5 protein-coding genes are annotated in these 6,196 nt (G+C 73.3%); 2 read left to right on the top strand and 3 right to left on the bottom strand.

The window, feature by feature from the left end:
• Positions 1-2,045 (bottom strand): serine/threonine-protein kinase (locus KME77_RS18735; RefSeq protein WP_219469295.1); only part of this gene is annotated, 2,045 nt, incomplete at its 3' end.
• Positions 2,046-2,131: 86 nt separating this feature from the next.
• Entirely contained in the window at positions 2,132-2,770 is a 639-nt protein-coding gene (locus KME77_RS18730) for a pyridoxamine 5'-phosphate oxidase family protein (protein WP_219469292.1), read from the bottom strand.
• A gap of 71 nt (positions 2,771-2,841) precedes the next feature.
• Between KME77_RS18730 and pdxR the strand changes: the two genes are divergently transcribed.
• Together pdxR and KME77_RS18720 are read left to right on the top strand one after the other, a co-directional pair.
• Positions 2,842-4,236 (top strand): MocR-like pyridoxine biosynthesis transcription factor PdxR, encoded by a 1,395-nt coding sequence (gene pdxR / locus KME77_RS18725; protein ID WP_219469288.1) that lies wholly within the window; start codon positions 2,842-2,844, stop codon positions 4,234-4,236.
• A gap of 44 nt (positions 4,237-4,280) precedes the next feature.
• The gene (locus tag KME77_RS18720; protein WP_219469285.1) at positions 4,281-5,000 is read left to right on the top strand and encodes a hypothetical protein; all 720 of its coding nucleotides are present in this window, start codon (positions 4,281-4,283) and stop codon (positions 4,998-5,000) included.
• Here KME77_RS18720 and KME77_RS18715 read toward each other — a convergent pair.
• A complete protein-coding gene (locus KME77_RS18715) occupies positions 4,981-6,135 on the bottom strand; it encodes a DegT/DnrJ/EryC1/StrS family aminotransferase (RefSeq protein WP_219469282.1) in 1,155 nt (384 codons plus the stop codon). The genes KME77_RS18720 and KME77_RS18715 overlap by 20 nt on opposite strands.
• Between the last annotated feature and the right edge of the window lie 61 nt (positions 6,136-6,196).

The raw sequence follows: 6,196 nt of genomic DNA, 5'->3' as shown, positions 1-6,196 counted from the left end.
GTGGCCGTGCGGCCGCCCGCGCGGACGGTGACCGACAGAGTGCTCCCGCAGGGGCGGGACCTGAAGGCGTAGCTGAAGGACCGCGCGTACGACGTCCTGCCGGACACCGTGGCCGAACGGGTGGCGACCTGGTCGCGGTTCAGCGCGAACGCGGCCGTCACCGGCACCTCGTCCGTGCCGCTGGTTACCACCCTGACCTGGGCGCGAGCCGCGCGGCCCGGCGAGGCGGCGACGTTCAGCGACACGCGCAGGCCGGTGACCTCGGTGGGGCAGGGCGGCACGGTCGTGGTCACCGAACGCGATCCGCCGGGGGCGCCGGGGATGGTGGTGACGGTCAGCGTCACGCTCTTGCCGCACGGGCGCTCGGCCATGGTGTGGCTGAGCGGGCGGCTGTAGGCCCTGCCGCCGCTCAGCCGCAGGCTCTGGGTGCGCACGGTCTGGCCGGCGACGGCCCAGGTGGCGGTGGCGGTGACTCGGCCGGTGCCGGTGGTGCGCAGGGAGAGCGCGGAGCCGGCCACGTTGTCGGAGTTGACGCTCAGCTCACCGAGGGTGAGCGCCTCGACCGCGGTCACCGGCTCGGGCGTCGGTGTCGGTGTCGGCGTCGGTGTGGGGGTCGGCGTGGGAGTCGGCGTCGGTGTGGGAGTCGGTGTGGGCGTCGGCGTCGGCGTCGGGGTGGGAGTAGGCGTAGGGGTGGGGGTCGGTGTGGGCGTGGGGGTGATCTTGACCTTGGGCGTCTTGGTGGGATCCGCCTTCGCCGACTTCGTCGGCTTCGTGACGGGCTTCGTCTCCAGGTCGGTCACCGTCACCGGCTCGGTGGTGGCCGGCTCACTGGTCTGCGGGGCGCTCGACCCCTGGTCGCTGGTGGCCGGATCGGTGCTGGCCGGGGGCACGATGAGCGCGGACGGCTCCTCGCTGCGCGGTGGCTCGGTCGCGGCGACGGGCGTCTCCCGCGGGGGTAACTCGGCCGGCCCCTGTGTCGTCGTGGGCCCGGCCAGCGCCACGTCGATGGGCCTGCGGCCCTCGTCGCGGCTGGTCAGCACGACGACGGTGACGATGGCCGCGACCGCCGCCACGCCCACGCCGACGCCCAGCCGCATCGCGTTCCGCCTGGCGGCGCGGACCGTCGTACGGAACACGGTCTGCGCCAGCGAGGTGGACACCTCCGGGGGAGCGGGCGTCTGCGGCACGGGCAGGAACAGCGCCAGCAGCAGCACGAGAGCGGCCAGCCGCCGCCTGCCGCGCTCCTCCCACTCCTCGCCGTACGCGGCCCGCGCGGCCGCCTCCAGCTCGGCCACGAACGCGGTCGCGCTGACGGGCCGGGCGGCCGGGTTCTTGGCCAGCCCGCGCTCGATCAGCGTCCGGATCGGCTCGGGCGCGTCGATCGCCGGCACCGGCGCGTGCATGTGCTGGTAGCCCAGGACGCTGGGCTCGGTCGAGCGGTAGGGCCGGTGCCCGGCCAGGCACTCGAAGAAGACGGCCGTCGCCGCGTACACGTCGGTCGCGGGCGAGGCGGGCAGGTTGTCCCACAGCTCCGGCGCCATGTACGGGGGCGTGCCCTCGGGGCGCGAGGCCGTGCCCTCCTGCACGGCGATGCCGAAGTCGACCAGCTTGCTGACCCCGTCGTCGCGCACGATCACGTTCTCGGGCTTGTAGTCGCGGTGCACGAGCCCGGCCGAGTGCGCCCTGGCCAGGCCGAGCAGCGAGCCCTTGAGCACGACCAGGGCCGCCTCGGGCCCGGTCGTGCCGTGCTCGCGCAGCAGCGCGCGCAGCGACACGCCGTTGACCAGCTCCATCACGATGGCGGCGCCGTCGACGTCCTGGATGTACTCCCACATCGTGGCGATGTTCTGGTCACGCAGCGTGACCAGCAGGCGCGCCTCGGACTGGAAGCGCGCCAAGGCCGCCGGGTCGCGGCGCAGCTTCTCCGACAGGTACTTCACCGCGACCTTGACGCCCGTGTCGTCGTGCACGGCCATGACAACACGGCCGCTGCCGCCCGTGCCGAGCTCCTTGAGCTCCGTGTAACCGGGAGCACTCCACTCCATTGCATCCCCCCACCAGGATGATGGCCCACCTGATGAGACGTGCGATCAAGCAGAGAGGTTTGCCAGGTGGCTCCTGAATTATGGAACTACTCCCGGCCGCTGATGTGAACAGGTACGTCGATACCTTCTGGGAGCACCGGATCCGGCACCGGCTCGCCCCAGGACGTCACCAGCGGCAGCACCCCCGCCCAGAGGGGCAGCTCGTAGTCCTCCTCGTCGTCCTTCGGCCCGCCGCCGCGCATCTTCACCGACGCCTCGTCCAGCGACAGGGCCAGCACGGCGGTCTTGGCCAGCTCCTTGCGGGTCGGCTGCCTCACGTAGTCCCACTGGCCCGGCGCCAGGTGCTCGGTCAGAGCGCGCAGCCCGGTCAGCCGCTCGTCCGGGTCCGTCAGCACCCTGGCCCGGCCGTAGATGATCGCCGAGCGGTAGTTGAACGAATGGTGGAAGACCGACCTGGCCAGCACGATCCCGTCCACGTGCGTCACCGTGACGCACACCTCACCGCCGCCGCCCGCGCGCAACGACTTCGCCCCCGTGGAGCCGTGCAGGTAGAGGGTGTCGCCCACCCGCCCGTACCCGGTGGGCACGACCATGGGATGCCCGTCCACCACGACGCCCAGGTGGCAGATCAGCGCTGTGTCGAGCACGTTGTAGAGGTCGTTCCGGTCGTCGCTGCCTCGGTCCTTCTCGCGGCCGAGCGTGGTGCGGGGTGTGGTGGAGAGCATGCCGCCACGGTAGTGAGAAAGTGGACATAGCCCGTAGGGCCACTGAAGTCCGCTTCCTGGAGACCACTTCCTTGCGCACCCTCGTCGACCTGCCCGTATCCCTGTCCAGGGACTCGCCGACCCCGCTCTCGGCGCAGCTCACCGGCTGGCTGCGGCACGCCATGCTGGCGGGCACGCTCGCGCCGGGGGAGCGGCTGCCGTCCTCGCGCGGGCTGGCCGGCCAGCTCGCCGTGAGCAGGACCGTGGTCACCGAGGCCTACCAGCAGCTCTACGCGGAGGGCTGGCTGGAGGGGCGGCACGGGTCGGGCACGTACGTCGCCTCCCTGGAGACGCCCATCCCGGAGGCCGCCCCCGCGCCGCCGCCCCGCCCGCCCGCGCCCGCCGAGCGGACGATCGACCTGACCCCCGGCACCCCGTGGGTGCGCGACTACGACCGCGCCGCCTGGAAGCGCGCCTGGCGCAAGGCCGCCGACCTGCCGCCCGGCGACAAGCCCGACCCGTACGGGCTGCCGCACCTGCGCGAGCTGCTGGCCGACCACCTGCGCCGGGCCAGAGCCGTCACCGTCGGCCCGGAGAACGTCCTGGTCACCCGCGGCACCGGCAACGGGCTCGACCTGTGCGCGCTCGCCCTGCTGGGCGGGGGAGCCCGCGCGGGCGTCGAGGACCCGGGCTACCACGTGGCGCGCACGGTGTTCGCGGCCAGGGGGGCCGAGGTGGTGCCGTGCCCCGTGGACGAGGACGGCGTGATCGTCGACGGCCTCCCCGCCGACCTGCGCGTCCTCTACACCACACCCGCGCACCAGTACCCGCTGGGCGGCCGGCTGCCGATCACCCGCAGGGAACGCCTGCTCGCCTGGGCCAGGAGCACCGGCGCGACGGTCGTGGAGGACGACTACGACGCCGAGTTCCGCTACGACGTCGCCCCTCTGCCCGCGCTGTACGGGCTCGACCCGTCGCGCGTGGTGCTGCTCGGCACGCTCTCCAAGACGCTCGCCCCCGACATCGGGGTCGGCTGGCTGGTCGGCCCGCCCGAGCTGCTCGACCGGATCGCCGCCCTCCGCGTCGCGCTGGGCGACCGGACGAGCGGGCCCGTCCAGCACGCCGTCGCCACGCTCCTGGAACGCGGCGACCTCGACCGGCACCTGCGCCGGATGCGGCTGGAGTACGCCCGCAGGCGCGCGGTGATCGTCGACACGCTCGGGCCCCTGTGCCGCCTGCGCGGCGACACCGCCGGGCTGCACCTGCTGGCCGAACTGCCCCTGGAGACGATGCCGGGGCTGGTCGCGGCGGCGCGCGAGCGCGGGGTGCTGCTCGACTCCACCGGCCGTCACCACTACGGGTGGGAGCGGCTGCACGGGCTGGTGATCGGGTACGGGTCGGCGTCGCTGGCCGACATCCGGCACGGCTGCCGCGTCATCGCCGACCTCATCACGGAGCGGGCAGGTGCTCAGAGGCGATCTGAGTAGTTCAGCGCTCGTCCCGCGCGCTCCGGCCGGAGACGCTGGGAGGCATGAAATGGTGGTTGCTCCTCGCTTCGGTGATCGCCGCGCTGATCACCGCCTGGCTCGTCCTGTACGCGGGCGTCGAGCCGTCCACGCTCGTCTCCCTGGGCGTCGGCGGGATCTGCCTGCTGTGGCTGCTGGTCATCCTGACCGTCCCGTGGAACCTGTGCTTCGGCGCCCGCCAGGTCCTGTACGACATCCGGATCTCCCGGGAGCTGGGCATCGAGGTGGCCCAGCACCGCGAGGAGGAGGCCCGGCGCATCGCCCGCCGCATGCTCGCGCTGGCGATCACCGGTCACGTCGCCTCGGCCGCGGTGATCACGATCGTCACGTACGTCTCCGGGGCGTCGCTGGGGTACTGGTTCGCCGGGTTCTACCTGCTGGCGACCGCGTTCCGGCCGGCCGGGGCGTACACCTCCCACCTGCGCGACCGGATCAAGGCGCTGGGCCGTGAGGTGCGCTACCCCCGCCTGGACGTGGTCGAGCTGCGCGACAAGGTCAACGACCTGGACACGTTCACCGACCGCCTGGAGCGCGACCTCAAGCAGCTCGCCGAGGAGCTGGCCGGCGCCCGGCGCGGGCTGGAGCTGGCCGACCACGACCTGGGGCGCCGCCTGACGCTCATGACCCGCCGCTTCGACGAGAGCCTGGACGGGCTGAGCGAGAACGAGGAGGTGATCAGGGGGCTGAAGGCGTTCGTCCGGCTGGTCAAGGCAGACCAGGGGTAGCGCCCGCGCCGAGGGGATCGGCCGGGGACAGCTCGCGCAGGACGGGCAGGGCGCGGTGCGCGTACACCGGGTTCACCGGGAGCACGTGCCGGGCCCACCACCTGGCGGGCCCGGGGTCCGGCGACGGCTCGGTGAAGGCGCCCGCGTAGTCGTCGTACGGCGGGTCGTACAGGTAGCCGGTCACCACCCCGCGCCGCTCCAGCTCGGCGATCGCCGCGTCGCGCTCGCGCACCAGCAGCGGCACCCGGAACAGTGGCTGGTCCAGGTGGTCGCGCACGGCCGCCGCCACCGACGGCAGCTCGGCCAGCTCGCGCACCCCCGCCAGCCTGCGCGCCCGCTCGCCGGGCACCTTGGCCACCCGCCGCGACTGGTACCAGCGCGCGAGCGTGCCTCTGCGGGCCCGGTAGTCGTGCAGGTCGGCGCGTACCCACGGGTCGAACGGCGGCAGCGACGGCGCCTGCCGCATCACCTGGCCGAGCGCCTCGGCCCGCAGCGTGATCCGGTAGCCCTCGCGCGCCTCCTCCAGCCTCAGCAGGCGGGACAGGCGCAGCGCGGGGCGGACGAGGCCGAGCCGGAGCGCCGCCTGGCGGCCCATGGAGGTGGCCACGGTCAGCAGCTCCTTGCGGAGGGCTCCCGGCACCAGCAGCGCGTCCCTCGCCTTCTCCAGCATCCGGTAGTCGTCGTCGCCCTCCACGGCCAGGACGCCGCCCGAGCCCGCGCCCGGGTGCTTGGACAGGCTGAACACCCCGGCCTGCCCGAACGTCCCCAGCGGCCGGCCGCCGACGCTGGTCTCCATGGCGTGCGCGACATCCTCGATCAGGATTTTTCCGGCGTACGCGGAAATGTCGTCAGGCAGGCCGTACAGGTTCGTCGTCAGGACGGCGTCCACCCGGGACAGGTCCACGCGGGCGGGATCGATGTTGCCGTCGCGGGGCGACAGCGGCGCGATCACCGGGCACAGGCCCGCCGCCAGCACCAGGAACAGGATCTCGTCGGCCGAGATCGGCGACATCAGCAACCGCTGGCCGGGCACGCACCAGTGACGCAACGCCAGGTAGAGGCCGAGCCGGTTCGACGGCAGCAGCAGGCAGCGCCGCCCGGTGCGCGCCTCGATCGCGCGAACGGCCCCGCTCACGACTGTCCACTCACGACTGTCCATTATGAGGCTTGTCCGCTCACGACTGGACAGGTTCCGG

Origin of the sequence: Nonomuraea rhizosphaerae (genome assembly GCF_019396405.1) — a bacterium.
Lineage (GTDB): Bacteria > Actinomycetota > Actinomycetes > Streptosporangiales > Streptosporangiaceae > Nonomuraea > Nonomuraea rhizosphaerae.
The sequence above is the reverse complement of the archived record's forward strand: the minus strand, read 5'-3'. Positions and strand labels throughout refer to the sequence as shown.